Here is a 24,588-nt window from a genome sequence, read left to right as displayed (position 1 = left end):
TTTTTTTATGAATAATCCTTTTTCTCCTGAGCTAAATACACTTCTTTTTCCTTAATATTCACCCACATGTTCCGTAAAAACTGAAGCGCGCCCAACCCAAGGCCAAGCGGCACAAAAAAGGCCATAAAGTACACCGGCATCCGCATCGCCGTCGTCACACGGCCGCTTTCATACAGCGACATAAAATAATCAAATCCATACTTAGCTAAAATAAACAGAAGAATAGAAGTAATAGCTGGAATAATAATGGAAAGAGCTTTTCTGATGGGAAACGGGGCGATATCAAAAAAAGCAGACATACTGATGTGCCTTCCCTTTCTGGCAGCATAGCTGATACCCATGAATGTCGCTACGGTAACAGCAAATAAACTGACTTCTTGAGAGAATGACCACCCGTCGCCTGTAATCGACCTGCTTAATACATTGCCGACAATCATAATCGCAATCACAATAATTGCGTAACTTAATATATATTCCTCCATTTTCATAAGCGCTCGGTCTAATATCTTGACTACTTTCAAAGATTCATAACCTCCCTCCTATGAAATTATGTAAAAAAATGAATTTCAATAAGACTACTAACAATCTTACTTGAATTGCTTCCGTTCCCACAATCTCCAGATTTTGTCTTAATTTTGGCTGAGCCCGAATATAAAGAGCTGAGCTTCGATCATACAACTCAGCTCTTTATATTCTCCATACAACGCAAAAATATTGGCAAATACTCTGTCCATGTAAGATAAACTTCCATCAGTTGCCGATGAGGCTGTAAGCTAATGTGCGGGCGATCGCCCCGGTTGCCCCCTTTGGCTGAAGCGGGGTCGGGCAGGATTGCAGCGCTGTTCCGCCGATATCAAGATGGACCCATGGCGTGCTTCCGGCGAATTCAGCCAGAAACAGCCCATTTGCAATACTCGCAGCCCGCAGACAAGGATAGGTCAGATCTGCCAGATCACTTGCCGCCAATAGCTGTCGATAGCGCGTATCATTCGGCAAGCGCCAAATTGTTTCTCCTACATGCTCAGCCGCCGCTTGTACGCGCTCCAGCGATGCCGGATGATTCGTCATCGCGCCGGTCATCACCTCGCCAACGAATGAACGAATGGTCCCGCCGAAGAAAGCAACATCAATCAGAGCCGTCGCTCCAAGCTGCTTTGCATAGGTGATCCCGTCGGCGAGCAGCAAGCCTTCTTCCGCTCCTTCACCGGTGACTTCAATTGTTTTCTCGTTTAACGTACGAATCACAGCACCCTGCCTGATCGCCGGACGGTCCATTCTCCGTTCAGCCAGCGGTAGAACCGCCAAAATATTAGCGGCGGGCCGCACCGTGCCAATCATCTCCATCGCTGCCAGCACCGCCGCTGCACCGGCCCGTTCCCCGGCAAAGCCGTCCACCAGTCCGCCGCCAATCAAAGCGACTGCCTCTGCCGACGCCGGGTTCCCTTGATAAGAAAGAGTAAGCATCACCGCTTCGTTATCCTCCCCGGCTACGGCAACCATCGCTCCCAGCGCCAGCTTTTCCAATTCGGGACGTTTCAGTACATCATATTCATACTGATACTGTTCAGCGATCCGGCGCGCCTCCTCGACCACTTCCTCAAGCGTCAGCAAATTGCCTGGCACACTGCCGATTCGCCTCGCCAAGTTGACTCCTTCACCGATGCGAAAGCCCTGTTCCATCTCCTTTTGCAAAGTAGGATCAGCAGTAACGAGCGTGATTGCTTCAAGATAGATGTCAATTTCATTTGTTTTCGCTTTATAATCGATCCGCTCGTAAGCACTTAAAGCGACCGCTTCCCCTACCAAATATGCCGCCCGCTCCAGCGTCACAGACGGAGAACAGAAGCTCTCAGCCAAGAAAGCCACACCCTTGAGTTTATTGACACGGGCTTTTTTCACCGCTGTTGCGACAGCTTCCTGACATGCCGTTGGCGTATACTCCTCCAGCTTTCCTAAGCCGATGATATACACCACCTCCGCCGGCAGCCCGGCAAATGGAAAAAGCGTCGTGCAGGCACCGTGCTTCGCCGATATCCGCCCTTTTTTCTTTAAGCCGGTCAGCTGCTCATACAGCTGAGGTCCGGTTTCGTTAACGGCGGTGCCGAACCCCTCTTTTTCAAACAGACCGATGACCAAAGCCTCCTCACTGCTATTTGCCTCATACGTCTCCTTTATGTAGAACAAGTTCCTTCCCGTCCTTTCTTTTCATCCAAATAGAAAAACTCACTCTAACGCTAAAAATCTCCACTTACTTTATGATATAATGAATGTCACTCTTCCCCTACACATTTATCTTATTTCTTAGTAGGATATCGTGGGGACCGTGTCAAATGTTATGTGGGGTTCTGTCAACAGGATTATTCCCTTTGATACCCCTTTACGATACCGGACGCCAAACAGAAAGGACGTAATAACGACAATGGAGATACTCCACAACTTCCCTCTATGGGCAGCTCTCATCGCGATCGGGTTTGCTCAATTTGTGAAAGTCCCGCTTGCCTTCATCGCGACCAGAAAATTTGAATGGACATTATTAACGAGCACTGGCGGGATGCCAAGCTCACACTCTGCTGCGGTAACCGCCCTTTCCACCGCCGTTGCGATTGAAGCGGGACTCGACTCAACTCTATTTGCGATTTCGGCTGTTTTCGGCATTATTGTCATGTTTGATGCGACAGGAGTCAGACGCCATGCCGGCTACCACGCGACTGTCATTAATCAACTGGTTACTGATTTTAACAAGCTCGTCGAAGAAGTAAAATCATGGCCAAAAAAGGAAGAAGTCGAAAAAAGAAAAGAGCTGAAGGAACTTCTCGGCCATCAGCCGATTGAAGTATTTTTCGGAGGGTTGCTTGGAATTGTAATAGCCATTATTCTTCATCTCAGCATTCATTAAAGGAGCGTCGGCATGAGACTGATATCAATTTGCCCGAGTAATACAGAATTGCTGGCTTATTTGGATTTGACCTCTCATTTAGTTGGAATCGATGACTATTCGGATTGGCCCCCGCTGGACCATCTTCCCCGCCTCGGACCTGATTTATCGATTCGCATCGATGAAGTGGAGGCATTAAAGCCGGACCTTGTGCTGGCCTCCCTAAGCGTTCCCGGAATGGAACGCAATATTGATGAACTTCAAAAACGAAATATCCCTCATGTCGTATACCAGCCAAATTCCTTGGCAGACATTCATGCTAATTTATTGCATCTCGGTTCCTTAACCGGAAAAGAAGCCGAAGCAAAAGCTGTCGGCGAAAAGTTCCAGGCCTTTATCCGCCATTATAAGGAATGCGCCAAAAACGTGGAGCCGGTCCGCTTGTACTGGGAGTGGTGGCCTAAGCCCGTCTTCACCCCCGGGGGCCTTAACTGGTTAACGGAAATCAGTGCCCTGGCCGGTGGAAGCAACGTCTACCAGCACGTTGATGTCGCAAGTGTCCAAACAGACTGGGATGATGTGTACAACCAACAGCCCGACCATATTTGCCTTGCCTGGGTCGGCGTGGCAACCGATAAAATGAAGCCGGAGCTTCTTTGGAAACGGCCAAACTGGCCGGAGCTTGAGGCCGTGCGAATGAATCGGATCCATCTGCTCGAAGAGTCGCTGTTCTGCCGGCCTTCGCCACGTCTGCTGTTCGGCTTAAAGAAGCTTGCCGCCATCCTTCATCCACATGCCTTCCCTAAAAATGATGAGCTTGATCCGTTACGATAAGAAAGCGCCACCGTCAGTCATCTGGCGTAACATACGAATCCGGCGCTTTCCTCGAATCAACTAAAAAAACCGCCTCCAGGTAAACCAGCTCCTGGAGCGCGATTCTGATTGCTTAATTCAGTTGATTGCGAAACACCTGGACAGCTTCATTTTCATTCAGAGCAAGCAATTCTTCCTCTGTCAATGTGCCATCCCCTTTTTTCACAACGTACACATCCACTTCCCGCTTACCCCATTTTTCATAAACATCTTTCACCGATGGGTAATATAAGTCTATTTTGTTCCCCTTGATCGCAGAGCCTGTATCAGCGACTACGCCGTAACCATAACCAGGAATAAATAAGACCGTTCCGATCGGATAGACGTTCGGATCAGCGGCAATCGTCGAATAAAGGTCACGCTTCACCTGAACGCCTGAGAATGTTATCCCGTAGCTCGGGTGATCCGGATGCTTTCCCGTTGATTCATAGCCGGCTGTATATCCGGTCGCCACGACTCGCTCGCTTGGATATTTCGACCAGTCAATTGCTTCCTCTAACGTCACATCTTCCGCTTCGACAACTTCATAAGACATCGATTGTGATGCTGTGTTCAAAAATGGAAGTGACTTTGCCTGCAACGTCACGGCTTTGTGCATCGTATCTCTAGCTGTATGTAGCACCTCGGCTTCGTTAAATTTGTCCTGAAAAAACCATTCTTGAATATCGGCCGCTTTCACGCCTGAGAATGTTTGAAATGTTGACATGAATGCGAGCACGAATAATCCGAGCATACCCATTCTTTTGCCTACACTTTTCAAATAAACCACTACTTTTCACTCCTCTCTTGGATACATCCTCCCCAGAGAAAGCGCAAATTATACACAAAATTAAAAAAGCGGCTCCGGCCGCCTTCCTAAAAAAAGGTTATTTGAACGCTGTCCCTCCGTTCAAATAACCTTTTTTCAACATATTAAAACATTTGATAGCCGCGCACACGCAGCATTTTAATCACAATACCAGCAACGATCGCGCCAATAAAACCACTTGATAAGATGAGAATATCAACAATTTGCAAAGCCATCAAGTCAGTACCCAGCTTTGAAAACGCCGCGCCCGGGGCAGTGAAATACTCCATGATCCCCACATTATCAACAATCAGAATCACAATAATCGGATAAATAAACGCCATAATCCACGTAGACCGTAACACCATATTTAAAAGAAATCCAATTCCAAAAAACAAAATGAGAAAGAGGATCATTGAAATTAATAATTGCGGCAAAAACATTTGCTCCACCCCCATGTCCTTTATTAGTTTACTGAACGAGCTGCCGGCAAGTCAACTCCATGTCTTGACATCTTTGTGGCGGTTTAGAAGCCCGCGCCCGATTCCATCAGCCGAACAGAAAAGAATGCCTCACTGGTCATTAAAAGCCAGGAGGCATTCTTCTTCATTCCATTATCCTTTTTAGAAAGGGCTCTTTCCTTTTTTCAAGACAAGGCCAGGTCCACCTAGAAGGAACAGGTAACGGTTATCGATCATTTTCTTCATGAAGTTCGCAGAAGAACCGAACAATTTACGTGTACCGACAACGCCGATCGCTTCTTTTCCGCCTAGGGACGCAACCGTTCCTTTAATATCCGGCTTAAACGTTTTCAATGGATCATTTTTGATCAGTGCTTTAATGTTATGCGCACATACTTCTGCCATCTGCATCGCAATTTGAGCAGTCGGCGGGTACGGACGGTTGATTTCTTCGTTAATTAGCAGCGCACAGTCACCGATGACAAAAACATCTTCATAACCAGGCGCACGCAAATCAGGTTCTACCTTAATCCGTCCGCGCATCGCTTCAAAGCCTGATTTTTCAATAATAGAGCTGCCGCGCACCCCAGTCGCCCAAACGACTGTTTCCGCTTTAATTTCATCCCCATTGGCCAGACTGACGCCTGTTTCCGTTACTTCCTTGATCGGACAGTTGATTTTGAACTCAACCCCGCGGCTTTCAAGAAGGTTCATCGCATATTCAACAAGCTCCGGATCAAATCCTGGTAATGCTGTTGGCGCCGCTTCAATCACATAGAGCTTCACTTTTTCGCGTGGAATATCATAGTGTTCACACAGCTCTGGTACGCGATCAGAAAGCTCACCGATAAATTCAATACCCGTGAAGCCTGCTCCTGCGACGACGAATGTAAGCAGCTCGTCCTTCTTCTCAGCTGTATTATTATACTTCGCAAACATGTACTCAATATGCTCTTTCACTTCACGAGCGCCGTTCACAGTCCACTTGCTGAAAGCATACTCGTGAACCCCAGGAACGCCGAAGGTTTCCGCTTCAGACCCTAAACCGACAACTAAGTAATCATATTCAAGCTCGCCGTCTTCAAGCACAACCTTTTTATCGGCGGCTTTAATTTCCACGACGATATCTTGAACGAATTTAATTTTATTAAGATCAAGCACGCTGCCAATCGGCATCCGTGTTCTTTCCGGTGATAATGTACCGGCAGCCGGCTCATGTAGCCATGTTGTCTGGTAATGGTAATCATGCTTGTTCACTAACGTAATGTTTGCTTCGTTATGTCCCAAAAGCTTAGACAGGCGAGTTGCTGTAATCATTCCGCCATATCCAGCGCCAAGAATAACGATATTCGGCTTTTTCAAACTAATCACTTCCGTTTCTATTTTTTTCCATGCTCGAACAACATTGTGATCCTTTTCACGAACTAATACAGAAAAAGAGACAATAATGACATAAGATCGTAAACTAGTCACAAAATACATCTTTTATAATATGACTTTTCTCGGCTTTTTTCAACTATATTTTTAAAAACTTATCGACTTCCTTTACAAACAGCATTATTCCCGTTTGTCTTTATTTTATCATAATGTAACCGCAATCAACAGAAAAGCTTTTCCTTTTTTGAAACCGCTTTTAAAAAGATCCTTTCCTTTCTTTTCGGTTTAAATATGCGTATAATTGTCCATAAGAAAAGCGACCGTGTCGCCTTCCTTATTTCTTTTCCGGGAGTGATTGTCAGATGACGAATACCGAGAATATGTACGACATTACGATTATTGGTGGCGGCCCCACCGGACTGTTCGCCGCTTTCTATGCGGGAATGCGACAGGCGAAAGTCAAAATCATTGAAAGTATGCCGCAGCTTGGTGGACAACTTTCCGCCCTTTATCCAGAAAAGTACATCTATGATGTTGCCGGCTTTCCGAAAGTAAAAGCCCAGGATTTGGTGAACAGCCTCGAAGCTCAGGCTCAGCAATTCTCACCAACGATCGTGCTTGAACAGTCGGTACAGGAATTGAGTCAACAGGAGGACGACAGCTACATAATTACGACAGACAAGGAAACGCATTACACGAAGGCCGTGATCATCACCGCCGGTGCCGGGGCCTTTCAGCCACGCCGCCTTGAAGTCGAAAAAGCCGATCACTATGAAGGGAAGAACCTTCACTATTTCGTCAAGGACCTCAGTATCTTCACCGGAAAAAAAGTACTGATTTCCGGCGGAGGCGATTCGGCGGTTGACTGGTCGCTGATGCTGGAACCAATCGCGAAAGAAGTGACTCTCATCCACCGCCGTGACAAATTCCGTGCTCACGAACATAGTGTAGAGCTGTTAAAGCAATCAAACGTCAACATTCTTACTCCATTTGAAATTAAAGAGCTACACGGCAGCGATGAGGCGATTGAGCAAGTCGTCATCCAGGAAATTAAAGGAGATACGTCAAAAACGATCGAAGTTGATGATGTGATCGTCAATTTCGGCTTTGTTTCCTCACTCGGACCAATCAAACAATGGGGACTTGAAATCGAACGAAACGCGATTGTCGTCAATACGAAAATGGAAACAAACCTCAAAGGCGTCTACGCCGCCGGGGATGTCTGCACGTACGCCGGCAAAGTGAAATTAATCGCAACAGGCTTCGGGGAAGCCCCAACCGCCGTTAACAACGCCAAAGCATACGTCGATCCAAACGCCAAAGTCTTCCCCGGCCACAGCACAAGTTTGTTTTAAAAGACTTGGACAATGAGCGAAACCGCCACGATCTTTGAAAGCCCGTTGTGAGGAAGCTGCTGAAAAAGGACGTTTTACACTTTTTCAGCAGCTTTTTCGTAATGAGCGTAGCCGTTGCCTGATTTTGAAAGCCTTGCTACGAGCGGGTTTCTCGAAGCAAGGCGCGAACGCGCGGAGCCATTACACTCTTCTTCGAGCTACGAAAAAGGAAGTTTTCAGTGCCCTCCCCCGTTTTAAATCCTTATTCCTCAATAAGGTTAACTAATATATCAGCATTGAGTTCGCCCAAAAATCTTTCCTTCACTTTAAAGTTTTCATCTATTATGAACGTTTCAGGCATATCAATAACTTTATATAAATTTGATACTTCATCCTCGGTATCAAATAGGACTTCCAGGTTTATTTGATGTTCTTTTATAAATTCTTCAGGGGCCGTGACAGTTCGTTCAGTTAATGTACGGTTAACGGCTACTACAACGACCTTATCTTTGTATAATTTTTGAATTTTCATTAATTCTGGCATTTCATTGATACAAGGTTTGCACCAAGAAGCCCAAAAGTTAACAATTATTGTCTTTCCTTCAAATTCAGATAAGGTTACAATTTCTCCTTGCATATTTTCCAAACTAAAATTTATTGCATCATCACCTGCATTTACAGGTGAATCATTATTGAATCCAGATAATAAAATAACAAATGCTGCCAAAGAGATGGCGATTACGATTATAACTACCGTAATAATTCGTTTTAGCATTTCCTTTCTCCTTATGACTAAATTAAGACTCTCTACTTATCGTCAAGCCCCCCATCCCGTGAGCGAGGTCGAAGAGTCAAAGCCTTACTATAAATCTCTCTCTTTGTTTTTTGTAAATTGTAACAGTAATTTCCTTTATTAAATATATAATATAATGAAAAAAAAGTCCCAAAAGGCTGTTAAACCTTTTGAGACTTTTCTCTTTTTTAACATTCTTCCGGTGTTCCAGCGTGAGCCGCTGTGCGGAAAGATGAGCCGCAGCCGCATGAAGCGATCGCGTTAGGGTTATCAATCGTAAAGCCCCCGCCCATCATATTTTGTTTATAATCAATCACGATATCTTTAATAATCGGTGCGCTTTCCTTATCAATCAGCACAGTCAGACCGTTTATATCCAGCTTCGTATCATCATCGTTCTGTTCTGTGTCAAAGCCCATTCCATAGGAAAGGCCGGAACATCCGCCACCTTTGACACCGACGCGCAGCATCAAGCCTTGTTCTTCTTCCGCTTCCATCATATCCTTAATTTGGCTGACAGCCGCATCTGTTAACGTAATCATGACATCATCCCTCCTGTTATCATTCTTACGTCTAAGTATACTCCTTCGTGCATCCAAGCTCAAGGATGCTGCTTTTTTCCACCTTACAGCCTTTCATAAACCGGCTGAGACCATATATAGGGCTGGGGTTGATTTAATTTCAGCATTTTATTGTGAGCACGATCTAATTCCTGACTATATCGTAATACGAGAGGATGAGACATGCCATATTGCTTGGCTGCACTAACCATTTTACCTCGTAGTTCTTCGATTCTTTTCCTGCAAACTTCCTCGGTTAAAGCATGGTTCATCCAAATCACCTCTCCGTCCAATAGTCAAAATTATCAGAAAGATCAATCAACCACTGCAAATAATTTCAAATGATTTACTTAAGTTTACAAAATAACCATATAGAACGCAACTAACAAACGCAAAAAACAGCCGGTTTTAAAGGTTTTTTTATATTTTCACTTCTTTTTTTACAGTGACTGGCATTTCCAAGTATACTCCCTTTCTTTTTCTTGCTTTATTCTGATAGTATAATAGGAGGGTCACACGAAAGAAAAATCATTCAGTTTCAACAAATGGGGGAGAAACGACTCTCTGTAATGACGAAACGGAGGAGCAAACAGATGGAAACAATTTTAACCGATACGAGACTTGCTGCCATTGCTGCAAAAGTTGCCGATGGAGAACGTCTGACGATCGAGGATGGCTTATATCTTTACGAGACGCCTGACCTATTAGGAGTTGCCCAGCTGGCAAACAAGGTCAACCTTAAAAAAAATGGCAATCACGTTTATTTCATTCAGAATATGTATATTAACCCGACAAATGTCTGTGAAGCGAACTGCGGCTTCTGCGGCTTTAAACGCAAGCCGGGCGAAGAGGGCGCTTACACGATGGATGAGACGGCCCTTCTCGACTATGTGGAGAAAAGATGGAATGACAATATTCGTGAATTTCACATTGTCGGCGGACATAACACAGAAGTCCCGTTTGATTATTATTTAGATACGATCCGCACGTTAAAAAAACACTACCCGCAAGTGACAGTGAAAGCGTACACCGGGGCGGAAATCGAGTTTTTCTCACGCCTTTCCGGTCTGTCGATGAAGGAAGTTCTGCAGGAGCTGATCAAAGCCGGACTTGATACACTGCCTGGCGGCGGGGCGGAAATTTTGACGGAGCGTTACCGCGCGAAAATGAGCCCGGACAAAGCGTCAACCGATCAATGGCTGGAAGCCCATGAAATCGCCCACGGTCTTGGATTGAAAACGCATGCGACGATGCTTTACGGGTCGATCGAATCGAAGGAAGAGCGTCTGATTCATATGGATCGTTTGCGTCAGCTGCAGGACCGGACGAACGGATTTATGGTCTTTATTCCGCTTGCCATGCAGCCAAGAAAAGTCGAGGCGGGAATTAAGCGGCGGACGTCAGCCTATGATGATATGAGAACACTTGCCATCAGCCGTCTGATGCTTGATAACTTTGATCATATTAAAGCCTATTGGATTAATATTGGCGTTCAGCTGACACAAATGGCCTTAGCTTTCGGCTCAAGCGACATTCACGGAACCTTGATTGAAGAACGGATTTCCCATTCAGTCGGTGCTCTCACCTCTCAGGGGATTACCCGGGATGAGCTGATTCACCTGATTAAAAGTGCCGGCAAAATCCCGGTCGAACGCGACACATTCTATAACGTCGTAAAAGTTTATCAATAAAATCATACTAAAATAGCCGCACAAACCAAGGCCATGGTTTGTGCGGCTATTTTTTATCGTACTTTTTCAATCCGTAATAAGACGATATGAAGCCTTCAATGACGGGAAAAAGGTAAAATAACCTTTCTGCCCTGCCTTTTATCTGTAATAAACCCCTTCGCAAATCACTTCGGCTCCACCTGTCATCAGGACGTGACCGTCTTCGCGCCAGTGAATGATTAAATCACCGCCAAGCAGATGAACGGTCACATCTTCCCCTTTGTTGGAAAAGCCGTTTAATACGGAAGCGACAACTGCGGCGCATGCGCCTGTGCCGCATGCTTGTGTAATCCCCGAGCCCCTTTCCCAGACACGAAAGTGCAGCTCAGTCGGCGACACAACCTCAACAAATTCGACATTGACCCATTCCGGAAACCTGGGGTCCTTCTCCATTTTTGGCCCGACCGTCTCAACGGGCGCTTCGGTAATATCGGGAACAAACATTACAGCATGAGGATTTCCCATCGAAACAGCTGTTACGTCCAATGTCGCTCCATCCAAAGCAAAAGGCTCGGCGACGACTTGATCTGAAGCTGTTCCGAGCATTGGGATCGCTTCCCTCGCTAAAATAGGCGCTCCCATATCGACAGTGACGCGCTCGACCTGTGCACCGTTCAGTTCCACAGTCGCTTCAACGAAGCCCGCTAACGTTTCAATTTGGAAGGTTTTCTCCTGCACATAGCCGTGCTCATAGGCAAATTTTGCGACACAGCGCAGGCCGTTGCCACAGTTTTTCGCTTCAGAGCCGTCATTATTGAAGATTCGCATTTTAACAGGAGCCTGCTCGGATGGGCACACTAAAATTAATCCGTCGGACCCGATCCCCTTGTGCTGATCGGCTACTTGAATGGCCAGATCTGCCAGGTCTTCTTCCTTTAATTGCTCTTTAAACATATCGACATAAATATAGCTGTTTCCCAAACCATGCATTTTCGTGAACTGCACTTACGCTTCATCCTTCCGTAACGGCTTATTTGTCCAGAAGTAATCCTGATCTGCTTCAAGGATTGTTAATCTGCCGCGGCAGCAAGGAAGGTTAACAGAGGTTTTAATTCCTTCCAGCGCCTGATTCAATTCGGATTTTTTCATATTGAGCAAGACATTCTCTTGTCCACAAAATGGACAGGACTGAAAATAAATATCGTCAAATTGTCGTTCATAAGGCCACGTGTGGCTAAATGGGATGACATCCATTTCGCTGGAACCTCCCTTCTTCCTTAAAACATCGGATTTTCTTCCAAAAATGTATATATATTTTCCAGCAATTCTTCGTTTGTTTCGCCAGATACATACTCTCCATTAACGAGAGCAAATGGTTCAAAGGCACAATTTCCGCAATTGCTTAAACAGCCGTACTCAATAATATCCAAATTAGGATCTTTTTCAAGTTCTTCCATTACTTTTTGTGTGCCGCTGGCTAAATTACTTAAACAAAATTCGATAATTGGTCTCATTGTTTCACCTCGTTACTCTCCTCCTTTATGCTACCCGCGTGTCCGGGAGAAGTCAATCTTCGCGTTCGCCCAAAAAAAATTCACAAAATTGTTGTGGTTTTAGACATTCCTCGTTATAATCGGAACTGACCAAGGTCATTTTTATGAAGGAGCTACTTTTTATGACCGAACGAGCGAAAAAAGAACAGACAAAAAAAAGGATTGAAACGGCTGCGTTGGCACTATTTCAGGAGAAGGGCTATTCTCGCACGACTGTGCAGGAGATTACCAATGCCGCCAAAGTAGCGAAAGGGACGTTCTTTAACTACTTTCCGACAAAGGATTCCATTATGCAGTCACTAGCTACCGAACGGCTTCAATCGGTAATCCCTTATGTGAGACAGCCTCACCTGAGGAACAGACCTTTATCTGTTCGCTTACGCTCCTACTTACAGTATATTTTGGATGATTACGATCAGTATCCTGCGTTAACAATTGAAATGTGGAATCATGTCCTTAAAGAAGAGTCCTTACTCTTTTCCCATTGGGAGGAACTTCTTCAATCGGCAAAAGCGCAAGGCGAAATTGCGCTATCTGTCCCCATTGACACGTGGAGTCATATCATTCACAGTTTGATTTCTCACGGCATTCATACCTTCGCAACAGAACCATCTAAGAAACGGCTGCTTGCAAATGTGATGACTTTGGTCGAAGCCAGTTTAGATGCAATCATTGAAAAAAGGAGTCATTCATTTATGAAAAAACTTTTGATTTTAGGCGGTGGTTATGGAGGAATGCGTATTTTGCAGCGCTTGCTCCCTAACGAGTTACCTGAGGATGTGGAAGTGACCCTTGTCGATCGCTTACCTTATCACTGTTTGAAAACGGAATACTATGCCCTGGCAGCAGGTACAGCCGCTGATCATCATTTGCGCGTTGAATTTCCTGAAGACCCGAGATTAAACGTTAAATACGGGACGATCACAAATATTGATCTCGCCGGCAAAACAGTCGAGCTGGATCATGAAGAGGAATTGTCTTATGATACGCTCGTTATTGGCTTAGGCTGTGAAGACAAATATCATAATGTCCCCGGCGCGAAGGAATACACACATAGTATCCAGACGATGGGAGCGACAAGAAAAACATATGAAACGCTCAATAATGTCCGTCCGAATGGAGTCGTCTCGATTGTCGGCGCAGGATTAAGCGGCGTCGAGCTGGCAAGTGAACTGCGCGAGAGCCGTCCTGACCTCACCATTAAGCTCTTTGACCGCGGCGAAATTATTTTATCGATGTTTCCGCGCAAGCTGAGCACCTATGTTCAAAATTGGTTCATTGACCACGGGGTTGATGTTATTAATAAATCAAATATTACGAAAGTTGAAGAAGGTGCTCTTTATAACCATGATGAGCGGATTGCCTGTGATGCGATTATTTGGACGGCGGGCGTTCAACCTGTAGAAGTGGTTCGCAATCTTGACGTGGAAAAGGACAGCCAGGGACGGATCAAGCTGACTCCGCAGCATTTTCTGCCTACTGATGAAAATGTGTTCGTTGTCGGGGATTGCGCCAGCCTTCCACATGCGCCAAGCGCCCAGCTTGCTGAGGGTCAGGCGGAGCAAATCGTAACAATCCTTAAAAAGCAGTGGAAAGGTGAGCCACTGCCGGAAGAGCTGCCTAAAATCAAACTAAAAGGCGTGCTCGGATCACTCGGAAAGAAGCACGGCTTCGGCTTAATGGGAGAACGCACCCTGCTCGGCCGCGTCCCGCGCGTATTAAAAAGCGGCGTCCTCTGGATGTACAAATATCACTCCGGCTCGTAAAGAGATGAAAGAAGGAAAGAGTTAATCCCAAAAGGCCTTGGATTAACTCTTTTTCCATTTCTCAATTTCCGCGAAAACGGCCTTTAAATTCGGATTGCCCTCAGCGACAATTTGCTCGTTCAATGCCACAAGCGGATAAAAGTACTCCTCATCCTGAATCGCTTCCGCCATTTTTTTCTGCCAATCGGTCGTCGCCGACGTTTCAATATCGACATAAACAGCTGTCAACGGAATATCGGGGAACTTGCGTGAAATCGCCGCTTCAAGCCATTCAAATGTTTCCTTTGCACTTGGCAAATGAACGCAGCTGGCGCACTTCTCCTCCGCGCCAAATACCGTCAGCGTTAATGCTTGTTTATCCATATTTCTCCTCTTTTCATTCAATTAGTCATAGAGCTCATTCTTTTTTAGCATAGCCCTTTGCTTTTCATTACGCAACGATGGTGGAAAAAAGATTGTAGCTACATGCATATTCGCAGTGTCATCCACCGCTCCTGAAATATACCTCCACAGCGTTAGTGTTTTGTTCGTTACTTTAGGTAAACACATTAATTATGCCCCAGCGCCTTTTCTTAAAAGCATCCTGTTATCTTTTAAGAAAACCGCACAGTGGCTTTTTTCTGTCATATCATATAATGATTAACAGCGAAAAATAAAGCAGAAAGATGGATTTTTTTTCTCAACACCCTTATAATAAACAATAGAAAGGAGTTGTTTAATATGTCAGCAACAAGTACTGAAATGTATGATCAAGTCAGTGAAGTATTAGATAAGCTTCGTCCTTTCTTACTACGTGATGGCGGGGATGTTGAGCTCGTTGAAGTAGAAGATGGGATCGTCCGTGTAAGGCTTCTTGGTGCATGCGGCTCTTGCCCAAGTTCCACAATTACGTTAAAAGCAGGTATTGAGCGCGCTCTTCTTGAAGAAGTACCTGGCGTCACTGAGATTGAACAAGTTTTTTAAAACTGAAAAAAACGTCCGGCTGCAAAGCGGACGTTTCTTTTTTTTGTTCGGGGAGGCAATGGCTTCGCGCGCTGCCCGTCTGCTAGGAGAAACCCACTCCTAGCAGACTCAAAAAAACTCGCAGCGGCTTCGCCCATTGCTTTAGAGAAGGGACCCGATCGGGGGTCCCTTCTCTAAAAAATAAACTGGTCGTAAATTGTTTCTGCTTCTTCATAAGAGGTGAAAAGCGCGTCATCTTCTTCCAGAAGATGGTAATCGTCGAACAAAAATAAGGCAAGCCGTCCTGTACCATCCGGATCTCTCGCTACCGTCGCCTGCTGAATTGTCGAAGCAGTCGGCGTTTGCGGATCACGGTAAATAATATAGACGCTCTGCCCTTCTTCAAGCTCGTATAAATCAATCATGGGCGGGCCTCCTTTTTCATTGGTTTGCCCACCCATGCTTTTCTTTATTCAGCGAATTGTCGTTTCTTCCTCAACATTCTTTTGTACGGTAATCCCCCGGCTCGCCGGCTTCAGCAATTCAACCTGAAAATCCGGAAACCGACGTTGCAGAACGTCCTGAATGCCTTGCCCTCGCTGGTAAGGCGCGATGCAGAGCATCGTCGGGCCGGCCCCGCTTAATGCCGCGCCATAAGCCTCTGTTTCCTTGACCGCAACTGTCATCACTTCTTCGAGATGGGGGACAAGCTCCTTTCGGTAAGGGTGATGAAAAACGTCCTCCGTCATCATCGCTCCCGCTTTTTCCCAGTCCCCTTGAAGCAAGGCGGCAACGAGCACGTTAGCTACGGAGCTTCCACGCACCGCCTGTTGATAGGATAGCGTATCTGGAAGAACGCCCCTTGCTTTTTTTGTTTTCAGCTCTTCGCTTGGGACAAGCAGGATCAGATCGAGCTCCGGAACCCCGCCAAACAGCACTTCTGTCTGTTCTTCCGTATGTGTTCCAATCACCAGTCCACCATACACGGAGGCGGCTACATTGTCTGGATGCCCTTCCCAAAGTGAGGCAAAGCGCACTTTCTCATCAGCCGTTAATGGCTCGCCCATCAGCTGGTTCGCCAGTTCAATTCCGGCGACAATCGCCGCCGCGCTGCTGCCCAGTCCCCGTGCCAGCGGAATATCGCTTTCCATCACTACTTCGCATGGGGGAAGCTCTTTACCAAGCTTAGCCGCCACATGCAGTGCCACTTGACAGATCAAATTATCCGTACCAGCTGGTACATCCTTGAGCTCTTCCGAAACTGATTGAAACTGCCACTGATCCGCCGGCTTGACGTTCAGTGTTAAATAACGGTTAACAGCAAGACCAACGGAATCAAAGCCTGGCCCTAGATTGGCTGAGCTGCCGGGAACCTTAATCATAAACGGTTCGCCGCTGGAACTCATGACCGGACCCCTCCTTTAATATGAGCGAGGAAGGCCTCCTTATCATTAGGAAGGACAGCCGGCTTGACATCTACCGTCCCCATCGCTGTATTCGGGTCCTTCAGCCCATTGCCTGTTAAGACGCAGACAACCTTTGAGCCTTTTTTAATTTCGCCCGATTCAATCTGCTTCTTCAAACCGGCAATCGAAGCGGCGGAAGCCGGCTCGGCAAACACGCCCTCACGTTTAGCCAGCAGCTGATATGCTTCGAGAATTTCTTCATCTGTGACATAATCAATTTTTCCATTCGATTCTTCAGCAGCCGCTACGGCCTGCTTCCAGCTCGCAGGATTCCCGATACGAATTGCCGTTGCAATCGTTTCAGGTTCTTCGATCACCTCATCACGGACGATCGCCGCTGCTCCTTCTGCTTCAAAACCGCGCATTTGTGGAAGGCCGGTGCCTTTTTTCTCGTTGTACTCTTTAAACCCTTTCCAGTAGGCTGTAATATTACCTGCATTCCCAACAGGAATCGCCAGCACATCGGGAGCTTGGCCCAACGCATCGCAGATTTCAAACGCTGCTGTCTTCTGCCCTTCAATCCGGTACGGATTGACAGAGTTAACAAGCGTAATCGGCTCCTGCTTACTGATCTCACGGACGATATCAAGCGCATTATCAAAATTCCCTTTTACCTCCAGCACTTCTGCCCCGTACATCACGGCCTGAGCGAGCTTACCGAGAGCGATTTTCCCTTCCGGAATGACGACGATGCAGCGCAGGCCGGCTCTTGCGCCGTAAGCGGCCGCAGCGGCGGATGTGTTCCCTGTTGAGGCGCAAATAATCGCCTTGCTACCCTCTTCTTTCGCTTTTGCAACAGCCATTACCATGCCGCGGTCTTTAAAGGAGCCAGTCGGGTTCGCGCCTTCATACTTCACATAAACGTCCACACCCCACTCCTTCGATAAATGCTCAAGCGGAACAAGCGGTGTGTTTCCTTCACGCAGTGTCAAAAGAGGCGTCTCCTCCGTAACTGGCAACAATTCCTTATATTCCTGTATTAACCCTTTCCAACTACTCATCTTAATGTCCTCCTTCGACACGGTAACAGCTTTCAATCGACTCAATGACATCCAGCTCGGATAATTTTTTGTAAAGTGCTTCATAGTTTTGCTTGCTTGTATGGTGGGTAATGACGATCACTTCCGCAACCTCTTCCCCTTCAATCGGGAGCTGCAGCAGCTTTTCAAAGCTTACTTCATGGCTGGCAAACAGGCTCGTAACCGCCTGGAAGGTGCCGGCCTGATCAAGCACCCGGAGACGCAGGAAATATTTCGACTCGATCTCATTATCCTGCTTTAGCACGCGCTCATGCAGCGGACCCTGTACCGTTCTCCCGCTCACGCCGAGGCGCATATTTTTCATGACGGTCACAAGGTCGGACACAACAGCCGTAGCTGTCGGCAATGAACCGGCACCCGGGCCGTAGAACATCGTTTCACCGACAGCCTCGCCGTACACATAAACCGCATTGTACTCATTATGGACAGCGGCAAGCGGATGCGTCTTCGGCAACAGTGTTGGTTCGACGCTGACTTCCACGCGGCCATCATCCCGCTTCGCCAAACCGATCAGCTTCATCGTATAGCCGAGCTGATCACAATATTCAAGGTCCGACTTGGTGACAGAAGAAATGCCGCGCACCGACACATCATCCAAACCGACAGGCATCGAAAAGCCTAATGTCGCCAAAATCGCCATTTTGCGGGCCGCATCGAGCCCTTCGACATCCGCAGTCGGATCGCTTTCAGCAAATCCAAGCTCCTGAGCCTGCTTAAGCACGTCCTCGTATGAGCTGCCTTCCTGGATCATTTTTGTCAAAATATAATTCGTTGTTCCATTGACGATCCCCATCATCTTCGTAATTCGGTCAGCAGCCAGACCATCGCACAGGCTGCGGATGATCGGAATACCTCCCGCTACACTTGCTTCATAATAAAGATCACAACCGTTTTCCGCGGCTACTTTCAACAATTCAGAGCCATAGAGGGCCATTAAATCCTTGTTTGCTGTGACGACATGCTTCCCGTTTTTCAATGCTGTCAATAAATGCTCTCTCGTGGATTCAACTCCACCCATTACTTCAATAATAATATCAATTTCCGGATCTGTTAATACGTCATTTATATCATCGGTTATGAACGCTCCATCAAAATCAACGGGGCGATGCTTCTGTTTATCACGAACTAATACTTTGGTTACCGTGACAGGACAGCCAACTTGATGACGCAATTCCTCCTGATGACGGCTAATGATTGATACAACTCCCGTACCTACTGTCCCTAGTCCTAGTAAACCAACTCGAACCTCCGCTGACATGCTCCCCACTCCTTTTCCACCATGTATACCTAAAATGAACATGTGTTTATCTATAAAGGACATTATAGACCTGTTCTCCTCATAGCACAAGAGGATTTTTCTGTTTTTTTCATTATACACAAATCCCTATAAAAAAACGCACGCAACGGGCGAAGCGGCTCTCTTGTTTTCAAAGACAGGGGCGCAGCTGTGCAGAACGAAAGCCGTCCCGTTTTCCTGCGCTTTCCTCCACTAAAAAACGCCCAGCGTCTTTTGTAAGAAGCACTGCGCGTTATCCGTTTTGTTGCTTTTGACTCCAGCTTCCATTGGGACAGTTCATTGGGCGAGCCATTCGATGACCGGCAGCTGTCCACCGGCTTTTGCCGGCAAGATGAACGCCGCGAATTCTTTAAGGAATTTCTCGTTTTCCCCTTCCGTATCAAGCAATTGAAAGAGATGCTGCCCCGCACTGATCTGCTCTTCGCGAATCTGACTGCTATAATAGTCTTCGACAGCTTCAAAATAATGCAATGGAAAAACGAGGCGCGCATATAGAAGCCGCCACGAATACGAACTTAATGTCTCATATTGCTCATAGGTCGTCAGGAAGCTCTCAATTTGATTCCACGAGAAAGAACGCTGGTCACGCCGCTGATCCCGAATCCATTCAGCGAGATCACGGCACGGGTGATCATACACAAACTCGGTCGGCCGTTTGACAATCGCTCCATGTTCTGAAAGGACGAGCCATGTATGGTCGGTGTAGCGCCGATGGCAAATCGTCGGCCGTTCTTGTTCTTTGCTCGGATCGTCGAGCATCGCATCGACAACAAATTGAATTGCATTTTCTGTCAGTCCCATATAATAAGGAAAAGAAAATAAAAAAGCTTCATCCACATACGATTGAGGTCCTTGATACAGAAGCTGCTGATACCAGCCCTCTAATTGATCAAGCCTCGTTTCCCACAGCTTATGCCATTGACCGAAAAACTCGTACTGCCGTGCTTCGTAGGGCATCTGCCGGCCGTAATAGTGAATCGCGGCCAAATGCGCTCCTTGATCGGCCTCGCTGCGCACCCTCATCTGACTTTCCTCCAGCAACGGCGGCAACGCACACAGATAAACGAGCTGGCCATCAATCAGACCCGCTCTCTGTCCCCGCAACGTCGGCAACGGAGTAAGGATCGTCGTATCTCCGATTGATTTCATATAATCAGTAAAAGCAATCATTTCTTCTTCTCTGAGCATCGACTCTTCTTTCGGCAATAAAATATAGGATTGTCCGCCGGCCTCAAAGGCATCGTACATGCCGACATGAAACCTTTCTTCACAGTAGAGTCCGTATACGTCATACACATTCCGCTCAAACATTGGCTCTCCTCCTTACCGCTCCAAAAGCCCATTTCCCTTTTTTAGTCTATGTGCCTAAAAGGGAGAATGTGTATAATCGTTCTTATTTCTGACATAAGGTTTAATCAGCCCGTACTTTGCCGTGAATGACAAGACGCCCGTCTGCCGGATCGGCGACATAGTCGCATGTGGACAAGGTGACGATTTTATCGTCAGCAGTTATGTCAACTTCAGCTTGATGCAAAGAGCGCGCCTGGATCTCTTCGATGAAAGACAGGAACGCTTCATCGCTGTGAAAATCAGTCTCTAAATAATAAAAATCGGTCGTCGTCCGGTACACAGCGAAGATCTCGATCTGATAGCTGTCTGTCAGCGTCTCAATCGTAAACATTTTATGTCGTTTCAGAAAGTCAGGCTCGACAAACTTTTGCAAGCCGGCAAACATCGAGCCATCGCGCATATGATGGCCGTAAATAATCGTATGGCGCTCCTGCAATGGCGCTGCGTTGCGATAATCAACGAAAATGCTTCCTGCCCGCTGCTTCTCCCCTTTATAGTCCAATGACAAATACGTTTCATTGTCGGCTGCCTGAAGAAGGGGATAGTCGACCGGTGTCCCGTCAATCTGAATCCAGCCGATGATATCTTCATTCAAGCGCCGCAGCTTTTCAAAACGTGGCTCCTCAACCTGCTTTTGTTCAGATTGAGCAGCCGCTGGGAGTACCGGCGCCGGTTCATAAAGCTGTCGCGCTTCTTCCAGCGTTACCTCGTTCTGCTTCCCCTCCACATAAACATCCGTTACGTGAAACAGAGAAAATCCGCTTACCGTTACACAAAGACTGATACCAATACGTTGATATATCCCGGCCAGCTTCTTCATACGCTCCCCCTAAATTCCTTTCGGCACGACAAACAGACCCATTTCTTCGTCTTCTTTAATCAATACGTCAACTCCATAAACCGCTTTAAACATCTCAGCCGTCAGCATCTCCTCCGGCGTTCCTTCAAGGATGATCTCCCCTGCTTTCATCACGATTAAGCGGTCGCTGTAGCGAATCGCCTGATTAACGTCATGCAGCACCATGACAATCGTCAGTCCGTGGCGCTCGTTTAAGCTTTTGACAAGCTCCAAAATTTCAAATTGAAAGTACATATCTAAATAGGTGGTCGGTTCATCGAGAAACAGGATCGGTGTTTTCTGGGCGAGCGCCATCGCAATCCAGACGCGTTGCCGCTCCCCTCCCGACAGCTGCGTGATCGTTTTTTCCCGTTTTTCCGTCAGGTTCGTACATGCCAGCGCCCAGTCAATCGCTGCGTCGTCCTCGTCATGCTGCGGCGTCAAAAAACGTCGGTGCGCCAAACGGCCAAAACTCGTCAGCTTCTCGACCGTCATGTCAACCGGGGCATCGTTCTGCTGGTGAACGACGGCCAATTTTTTTGCCAGCTCCTTCGGTTTGTATTGGTTCAGCGTTTTGCCGTCTAACAGAATTTGCCCGCCCTGAGGCAAATAGCTTTTTGAAAGAACGCCAAGCAACGTCGACTTTCCGCTTCCGTTCGGACCGATAATCGTCGTCACCTTTCCCTGTTCAATTTCGCAGCTGACATTCGTTAACTGCGCTGTTTTCTCATCATATGAAAATGTAATCTCTTTAGCTTCCATGGATGCGATCACTCTTTCTTAGCATAAAGATTAAAAACGGTCCGCCGATGACAGCCATAATGATTGAGGCGGGAATTTCATTCGGCGCAATGACGAGCCGCCCGAGTGTATCGGCTGTCAGGACGAGCAGCGCCCCGGCCAACGCTGAAAAAGGAATCAGTACTTTATGGTCTGTGCCGACAATCTGCCGGGCAATATGTGGCACGAGCAAGCCAACAAAAGCAATCACTCCGGCAACGGCTGTCGCGACCGCCGCCAGCAGCACGGCGACTGCTGAAATAATCAGCCGCAGCCTACTTAATTGAAAGCCGAGATTTCGCGCCGTTTTATCCTGTAACGCCAGCACATTGCACCACGTCGTCAAAAAGAGAGAAAGGATCAAACCGAGCGAGCCATAGATCAGAACGAGGTCAACCTCACTCCATGTTTTCATCGCCAGGCTGGAGACTGTCGCATGAGTGACGCTCGAATAGCCGACGAAGTAGATGAAAGACTGGTTTAAGCCGGTGAACACCGCGTTTACCGCGACCCCGACAAGAATCATCCGCAGCGGGCTCAGCCCTGATTTCCAGGAAAAAGCGTACACTAAAAAGCAGGCCAGCGCTCCGCCGATAAAGGCGAACAATGGCGCATAAAAAAACGTCATCGGATAAGCGGTGACAATTAACAGGAACACAAACCTGCTTCCCGCCGCAACGCCGATAATTCCCGCTTCGGCCAGCGGGTTCCGCATGACTGCCTGCAGCAGAACGCCGGAAACGGCGAGTGCTGCCCCTGTGAATAAAGAAATAATAATCCGCGGAAAACGCAAATCCTTAATAATGAGCACCGTCTCATTCGGTTCAGAAATGAACCCTTTAATCAGTTCCGTAATCGTAACTTGCAGGCTGCCCGTCGTCGCTGAAAAAAGGCTAACGACAACGAGCAGGCAGCTGACAGAGACAAAGCTCCAAATGATTTTCTGTTTTTGCAAAGCTCTTCACCTATTTTCTCTAAAAAATCATCGCTGAGACGGATAGAGCATTTCGATCAGTTCATCGAGCGCTTCGGCGGCAGCCAGATTGGCAGTCGTGCCAAACAGCTCTTCTTCAAGATCATAGACCCGGCCATTTTTCACCGCATCAAAATGCTTCCAAATATCATTTTGTTTAAATTCCTGATCAAACATCTCGACGACTTCCTCTGGCATGCCGTGAGCCGCACGCAAAATAACATCAGGATTCGACTGCTGCAAATATTCGGTGTTTGAGGCGACATATTCCACGCTCTCTCCAGTCACAACATTGATTCCGCCGCTCAGTTTAACGAGATCACCGATGTATGAGTGCTCCGTTGCGACTAAATAACTGCCGGGAATACCGAGCAAAATCAAGACGGTCGGCGGCTCATTTTGCGCGGTCTGCTCCTGAATGTCTGCGACTTTTTCCTCCAGCCTCGTGACGATCTCCGCAGCCTGAGCCTCGCGTTCATAAGCCTCTCCCAGCCCGGTTATCGAATCGAGCATTTCCTGAAGGCTGTCCAGTTCAACAAATTTGGCCTCAATGCCGACCTCCTCAAACACCGGTCGCAAATCGTACTCCAATGTCGAAACCGACAACACTTCCGTCGGATTCAGCGCCCGGATCATTTCCAAATCAGGCGTTTTGACATTGCCAACCTCCTGCACCCCGTCATAGCGTGATGGCAGTTCCTTATAGCTTGTTGGCACGCCAACCAAATCAAGCTCCAGTTCGTCCATAATTTCCGTGATCGCCACTGTCGTCGATATGATTCGTGGTTCCTGCTCTCCTTCTGTGATCTCCTTTTCCGCTTCACCATCCGCATGCTCTGTCCCACTTCCTTGAGCCGAGCATGCGGCAAGGGCAACGAGCAGGAGACAGAGAAGAAAAGCCGAAATCGTTTTATTCACCGCGAATCCCCCTATCTGATTTGTTCAAAATTAGTTTCGAATCGTGACCCGTTGCTGAGTCTGATTCCACTCAACTGTCGCTCCTAATTGCTCGGAAATAAAACGAAGTGGAACAAAAGTAGTTCCTTGCTTGATTTCCGGCGCTGCTTCAATTGTGTGCCGGGCCCCGTTCACTTGAATCACCTGACTTCCTTCATGAAGAACAAGCGTTTTTCCATCAACGGTGACCGTTACACTGCGTTCACTGCCATTCCACTTCACGTCTGCGCCTAAATGCTCGCTAATAAACCGTAATGGAACGAGTGTCCGGTTGCTCTTGACATAGGGTGCTGCGAGCAGCTGATGCTGGGCACCGTTTGAGGTCACTGCTTTTGAGTTAATATGAAGGACGATCACATCTCCGTTCGGTTGAGCTGAAGGGGGTGGTGATGAAGGTGTTGCCGGTCGGATGGATGTCTCGTCAAGCTGAATGCGGATATCGTAATCAGCGTCATACAAAAATCCAGGCAAATTCATGTACACACTGACCCACGCCTCAATGGGCGCCGCAAAACTGGTCACCTCGAATTCCACAGACCTTGTATTGGCTGCCTCGTTTTGTGAAATGACGTTGGCATCTGTCAGCACGCCATTTTGGTTTACTTTAAAGCCGGTAATCGATTTGCTGTCCGTTAACGTAAACGACACATATGCTTTTCCGTCGCGCACAGTTAACGTGCCCGGTTTTTCAACGTAATCATTCATCATTGATTGCTCATTCTCGCCAGCCTTTACTACAAGAAAGTCAATCGAGTACGTCCCCTCTTCCAGCTCGCTGACCGCCTGTGCACTTACCGATAATGACAAAACAAACAAGCTGAAAACTGTCACAATCATTGCAGATAGCCTCTTATTCATTCTCATTCTCCTTTCCCAAGCGGATGAACGGCCTCAAA

Annotated in this window: 28 protein-coding genes and 1 pseudogene; 7 read left to right on the top strand and 22 right to left on the bottom strand. The window is 47.1% G+C overall.

Annotated elements, in window-relative coordinates; translation table 11 throughout:
- Positions 1-5: 5 nt before the first annotated feature.
- Both M3202_RS08245 and M3202_RS08240 read right to left on the bottom strand, forming a co-directional pair.
- Positions 6-521 (bottom strand): TRAP transporter small permease, encoded by a 516-nt coding sequence (locus M3202_RS08245; RefSeq protein WP_251222868.1) that lies wholly within the window; start codon positions 519-521, stop codon positions 6-8.
- Positions 522-750: 229 nt separating this feature from the next.
- The gene (locus M3202_RS08240) at positions 751-2,184 is read right to left on the bottom strand and encodes a M17 family peptidase N-terminal domain-containing protein (RefSeq protein WP_251222867.1); all 1,434 of its coding nucleotides are present in this window, start codon (positions 2,182-2,184) and stop codon (positions 751-753) included.
- 235 nt (positions 2,185-2,419) lie between these two features.
- Here M3202_RS08240 and M3202_RS08235 point away from each other — a divergent pair, with 235 nt between their 5' ends.
- The gene (locus M3202_RS08235; protein ID WP_251222866.1) at positions 2,420-2,896 is read left to right on the top strand and encodes a divergent PAP2 family protein; all 477 of its coding nucleotides are present in this window, start codon (positions 2,420-2,422) and stop codon (positions 2,894-2,896) included.
- Positions 2,897-2,908: 12 nt separating this feature from the next.
- A complete protein-coding gene (locus M3202_RS08230; RefSeq protein WP_251222865.1) occupies positions 2,909-3,709 on the top strand; it encodes a cobalamin-binding protein in 801 nt (266 codons plus the stop codon).
- Between the two features lie 112 nt (positions 3,710-3,821).
- Here M3202_RS08230 and spsC read toward each other — a convergent pair whose 3' ends face one another.
- The 3 genes from spsC to M3202_RS08215 form a co-directional block, all read right to left on the bottom strand.
- Complete coding sequence (gene spsC, locus M3202_RS08225; protein WP_432805970.1) at positions 3,822-4,487, bottom strand: stationary phase survival protein SpsC; 666 nt, start codon at positions 4,485-4,487, stop codon at positions 3,822-3,824.
- Between the two features lie 173 nt (positions 4,488-4,660).
- Entirely contained in the window at positions 4,661-4,978 is a 318-nt protein-coding gene (locus tag M3202_RS08220) for a YuiB family protein (protein WP_251222964.1), read from the bottom strand.
- 180 nt (positions 4,979-5,158) lie between these two features.
- The gene (locus M3202_RS08215; RefSeq protein ID WP_251222963.1) at positions 5,159-6,358 is read right to left on the bottom strand and encodes an NAD(P)/FAD-dependent oxidoreductase; all 1,200 of its coding nucleotides are present in this window, start codon (positions 6,356-6,358) and stop codon (positions 5,159-5,161) included.
- Between the two features lie 377 nt (positions 6,359-6,735).
- Between M3202_RS08215 and M3202_RS08210 the strand changes: the two genes are divergently transcribed.
- A complete protein-coding gene (locus M3202_RS08210; protein ID WP_251222864.1) occupies positions 6,736-7,728 on the top strand; it encodes an NAD(P)/FAD-dependent oxidoreductase in 993 nt (330 codons plus the stop codon).
- Between the two features lie 241 nt (positions 7,729-7,969).
- On the opposite strand, the gene M3202_RS08205 is transcribed toward M3202_RS08210, so the two are convergent.
- The 3 genes from M3202_RS08205 to M3202_RS08195 form a co-directional block, all read right to left on the bottom strand.
- Positions 7,970-8,482, bottom strand: a complete 513-nt coding sequence (locus M3202_RS08205; RefSeq protein WP_251222863.1) for a TlpA disulfide reductase family protein — start codon at positions 8,480-8,482, stop codon at positions 7,970-7,972.
- Between the two features lie 206 nt (positions 8,483-8,688).
- Complete coding sequence (locus tag M3202_RS08200; RefSeq protein ID WP_251222862.1) at positions 8,689-9,042, bottom strand: HesB/IscA family protein; 354 nt, start codon at positions 9,040-9,042, stop codon at positions 8,689-8,691.
- An 83-nt stretch (positions 9,043-9,125) separates the two neighbouring features.
- The gene (locus M3202_RS08195) at positions 9,126-9,332 is read right to left on the bottom strand and encodes an aspartyl-phosphate phosphatase Spo0E family protein (protein ID WP_285890324.1); all 207 of its coding nucleotides are present in this window, start codon (positions 9,330-9,332) and stop codon (positions 9,126-9,128) included.
- 321 nt (positions 9,333-9,653) lie between these two features.
- Between M3202_RS08195 and mqnE the strand changes: the two genes are divergently transcribed.
- Positions 9,654-10,751 (top strand): aminofutalosine synthase MqnE, encoded by a 1,098-nt coding sequence (gene mqnE, locus M3202_RS08190; RefSeq protein WP_251222861.1) that lies wholly within the window; start codon positions 9,654-9,656, stop codon positions 10,749-10,751.
- A gap of 138 nt (positions 10,752-10,889) precedes the next feature.
- Here mqnE and dapF read toward each other — a convergent pair whose 3' ends face one another.
- Genes dapF through M3202_RS08175 form a run of 3 tightly spaced genes read right to left on the bottom strand, consistent with a single transcriptional unit; the run spans position 10,890 to position 12,244 of the window.
- Positions 10,890-11,720: a diaminopimelate epimerase gene (gene dapF / locus M3202_RS08185; protein ID WP_251222961.1), complete on the bottom strand. Its 831-nt coding sequence runs from the start codon at positions 11,718-11,720 to the stop codon at positions 10,890-10,892.
- Positions 11,721-11,735: 15 nt separating this feature from the next.
- Entirely contained in the window at positions 11,736-11,984 is a 249-nt protein-coding gene (locus M3202_RS08180) for a hypothetical protein (RefSeq protein ID WP_251222860.1), read from the bottom strand.
- A gap of 23 nt (positions 11,985-12,007) precedes the next feature.
- Complete coding sequence (locus M3202_RS08175) at positions 12,008-12,244, bottom strand: YuzB family protein (protein ID WP_251193167.1); 237 nt, start codon at positions 12,242-12,244, stop codon at positions 12,008-12,010.
- Between the two features lie 143 nt (positions 12,245-12,387).
- On the opposite strand from M3202_RS08175, the pseudogene M3202_RS22555 reads away from it, so the two are divergent.
- Together M3202_RS22555 and M3202_RS08170 are read left to right on the top strand one after the other, a co-directional pair.
- A pseudogene (locus M3202_RS22555) lies at positions 12,388-12,567 on the top strand (TetR/AcrR family transcriptional regulator); the annotation flags it as partial.
- Between the two features lie 411 nt (positions 12,568-12,978).
- On the top strand, positions 12,979-14,049 hold the full coding sequence (locus M3202_RS08170; protein ID WP_349775611.1) for an NAD(P)/FAD-dependent oxidoreductase: 1,071 nt from the start codon (positions 12,979-12,981) through the stop codon (positions 14,047-14,049).
- Between the two features lie 42 nt (positions 14,050-14,091).
- Here the strand turns inward: M3202_RS08170 and M3202_RS08165 are convergent, their stop codons facing one another.
- Positions 14,092-14,412 (bottom strand): YuzD family protein, encoded by a 321-nt coding sequence (locus M3202_RS08165; protein ID WP_251222858.1) that lies wholly within the window; start codon positions 14,410-14,412, stop codon positions 14,092-14,094.
- 357 nt (positions 14,413-14,769) lie between these two features.
- Here M3202_RS08165 and M3202_RS08160 point away from each other — a divergent pair, with 357 nt between their 5' ends.
- On the top strand, positions 14,770-15,012 hold the full coding sequence (locus tag M3202_RS08160; RefSeq protein WP_251222857.1) for a NifU family protein: 243 nt from the start codon (positions 14,770-14,772) through the stop codon (positions 15,010-15,012).
- 173 nt (positions 15,013-15,185) lie between these two features.
- On the opposite strand, the gene M3202_RS08155 is transcribed toward M3202_RS08160, so the two are convergent.
- The 10 genes from M3202_RS08155 to M3202_RS08110 form a co-directional block, all read right to left on the bottom strand.
- Positions 15,186-15,416, bottom strand: coding sequence for a transcriptional regulator SplA domain-containing protein (locus tag M3202_RS08155; protein WP_251222856.1), 231 nt, complete (start codon positions 15,414-15,416; stop codon positions 15,186-15,188).
- A 48-nt stretch (positions 15,417-15,464) separates the two neighbouring features.
- Positions 15,465-16,397, bottom strand: a complete 933-nt coding sequence (gene thrB, locus M3202_RS08150; RefSeq protein ID WP_251222855.1) for a homoserine kinase — start codon at positions 16,395-16,397, stop codon at positions 15,465-15,467.
- A complete protein-coding gene (gene thrC / locus M3202_RS08145; RefSeq protein ID WP_251222854.1) occupies positions 16,394-17,458 on the bottom strand; it encodes a threonine synthase in 1,065 nt (354 codons plus the stop codon). The genes thrB and thrC overlap by 4 nt, the downstream gene beginning before the upstream one ends.
- Before the next feature lies 1 nt (position 17,459).
- A complete protein-coding gene (locus M3202_RS08140) occupies positions 17,460-18,755 on the bottom strand; it encodes a homoserine dehydrogenase (RefSeq protein WP_251222853.1) in 1,296 nt (431 codons plus the stop codon).
- A gap of 315 nt (positions 18,756-19,070) precedes the next feature.
- A complete protein-coding gene (yutH, locus tag M3202_RS08135) occupies positions 19,071-20,105 on the bottom strand; it encodes a spore coat putative kinase YutH (RefSeq protein WP_251193175.1) in 1,035 nt (344 codons plus the stop codon).
- 100 nt (positions 20,106-20,205) lie between these two features.
- Positions 20,206-20,964, bottom strand: a complete 759-nt coding sequence (gene srtB, locus M3202_RS08130) for a class B sortase (protein WP_251222852.1) — start codon at positions 20,962-20,964, stop codon at positions 20,206-20,208.
- A 9-nt stretch (positions 20,965-20,973) separates the two neighbouring features.
- Positions 20,974-21,744 carry an ABC transporter ATP-binding protein gene (locus tag M3202_RS08125; protein WP_251222851.1) on the bottom strand — a complete coding sequence of 257 codons (771 nt, stop codon included), beginning with the start codon at positions 21,742-21,744 and terminating at the stop codon, positions 20,974-20,976.
- Entirely contained in the window at positions 21,734-22,717 is a 984-nt protein-coding gene (locus M3202_RS08120) for a FecCD family ABC transporter permease (RefSeq protein WP_251222850.1), read from the bottom strand. Before M3202_RS08120 ends, M3202_RS08125 begins: the two co-directional genes overlap by 11 nt.
- A gap of 27 nt (positions 22,718-22,744) precedes the next feature.
- Positions 22,745-23,653, bottom strand: coding sequence for a heme ABC transporter substrate-binding protein IsdE (gene isdE / locus M3202_RS08115; protein WP_251222849.1), 909 nt, complete (start codon positions 23,651-23,653; stop codon positions 22,745-22,747).
- Between the two features lie 30 nt (positions 23,654-23,683).
- A complete protein-coding gene (locus M3202_RS08110) occupies positions 23,684-24,550 on the bottom strand; it encodes a stalk domain-containing protein (RefSeq protein ID WP_251222848.1) in 867 nt (288 codons plus the stop codon).
- Positions 24,551-24,588: the final 38 nt, after the last annotated feature.

Origin of the sequence: Halalkalibacter oceani (assembly GCF_023715605.1) — a bacterium.
Lineage (GTDB): Bacteria > Bacillota > Bacilli > Bacillales > Bacillaceae_D > Halalkalibacter > Halalkalibacter oceani.
The sequence above is the reverse complement of the archived record's forward strand: the minus strand, read 5'-3'. Positions and strand labels throughout refer to the sequence as shown.